This window comes from Paenibacillus sp. 01L418 (genome assembly GCF_056400045.1).
Map to the genome: position 1 here is coordinate 1 of NZ_JBFTSN010000770.1, position 1,204 is coordinate 1,204.

1 protein-coding gene and 1 pseudogene are annotated in these 1,204 nt (G+C 35.9%); both read left to right on the forward strand.

Going from position 1 to position 1,204, the window contains the following annotated elements:
* A partial coding sequence (locus AC1DSE_RS35510) for an ATP-grasp domain-containing protein (RefSeq protein WP_477529151.1) occupies positions 1–439 on the forward strand: 439 nt, incomplete at its 5' end.
* Between the two features lie 96 nt (positions 440–535).
* A pseudogene (locus tag AC1DSE_RS35515) lies at positions 536–1,204 on the forward strand (HAD family hydrolase); the annotation flags it as partial.

The window sequence follows — 1,204 nt, forward strand, 5'->3', positions numbered from 1 at the left end:
ACTAGAAACCTTTCGATGGGATAATGAAGTATTGATCGAGCAATACATCGAAGGTGAGGAAATAACCTGCTCCATTTTAAACGGTAAACTTCTTCCTATCATCGCTATTCGGTCTCAATCTGAATTTTTTGATTATTCTTCTAAGTATGATGACGGTGGAGCCGATGAACAAGTGATCCAGCTGCCTCCTGAGATTTTTGATCGGGTTCGTGCTTCTGCACTCGGCTGTTACAAGACATTAAAATGCAGCGTTTACGCCCGAATCGACATGATTATTAAAGATGGAATTCCTTATGTAATGGAAGTGAACACATTGCCTGGCTTGACGAAAAATAGCCTTCTGCCCAAAAGCGCCAAAGCTGCGGGAATTTCATTCAGTCAACTGTTGGATCAGATTATTGAATATTCATTAATGGAAAGAAAGAATGGGTTACTATAGCTTAAAAAGAACGAGGCTGCCGGTATGAAACGGCAGCCTCGTACTGTTATTGAGCAGTTAACCTCAATGATTTGTGTTAAAGTGGGAATGATCATGTATTTTATAAAAGGAGAGGAAGAAATGTCACTATCACTTATCTTTGATATGGACGGAACACTATTTCAAACAAATAAAATTTTAGAAATATCACTTGAAGATGCGTTTAATCAGTTAAGGTCAATAAATGAATGGGATACAGCAACGCCTATTGATAAATACCGCGAAATTATGGGCATCCCTTTACCAAAGGTTTGGGAAACTCTGTTGCCTAATCATTCCAAAGAAATAAGAGAACAAACGGACTCATACTTTCTAGAACGATTAATTGAAAACATTAGAAGCGGGAAAGGTGCTTTATATCCTAATGTAAAAGAAGTTTTTAGTTATCTAAAAGACAATGGTTTTTCAATATACATAGCTAGCAATGGTTTAACGGATTATTTAAAAGCAATTGTTAGTTATTATCATTTGGATAATTGGGTTACAGAGACCTGTAGTATTCAACAAATTGAATCACTGAATAAATCAGACTTAGTTAAAAGTATTATTGAAAAATACGGTATTACCAACGCAGCTGTAGTAGGAGATCGTCTATCGGATATAAATGCAGCCAAAGATAATGGTTTAGTTGCCATAGGATGCAACTTTGATTTTGCACAAGAATATGAACTCTCTCAGGCAGATATCGTTATTGATGACTTAATTGAGTTAAATACAATAGTGTCA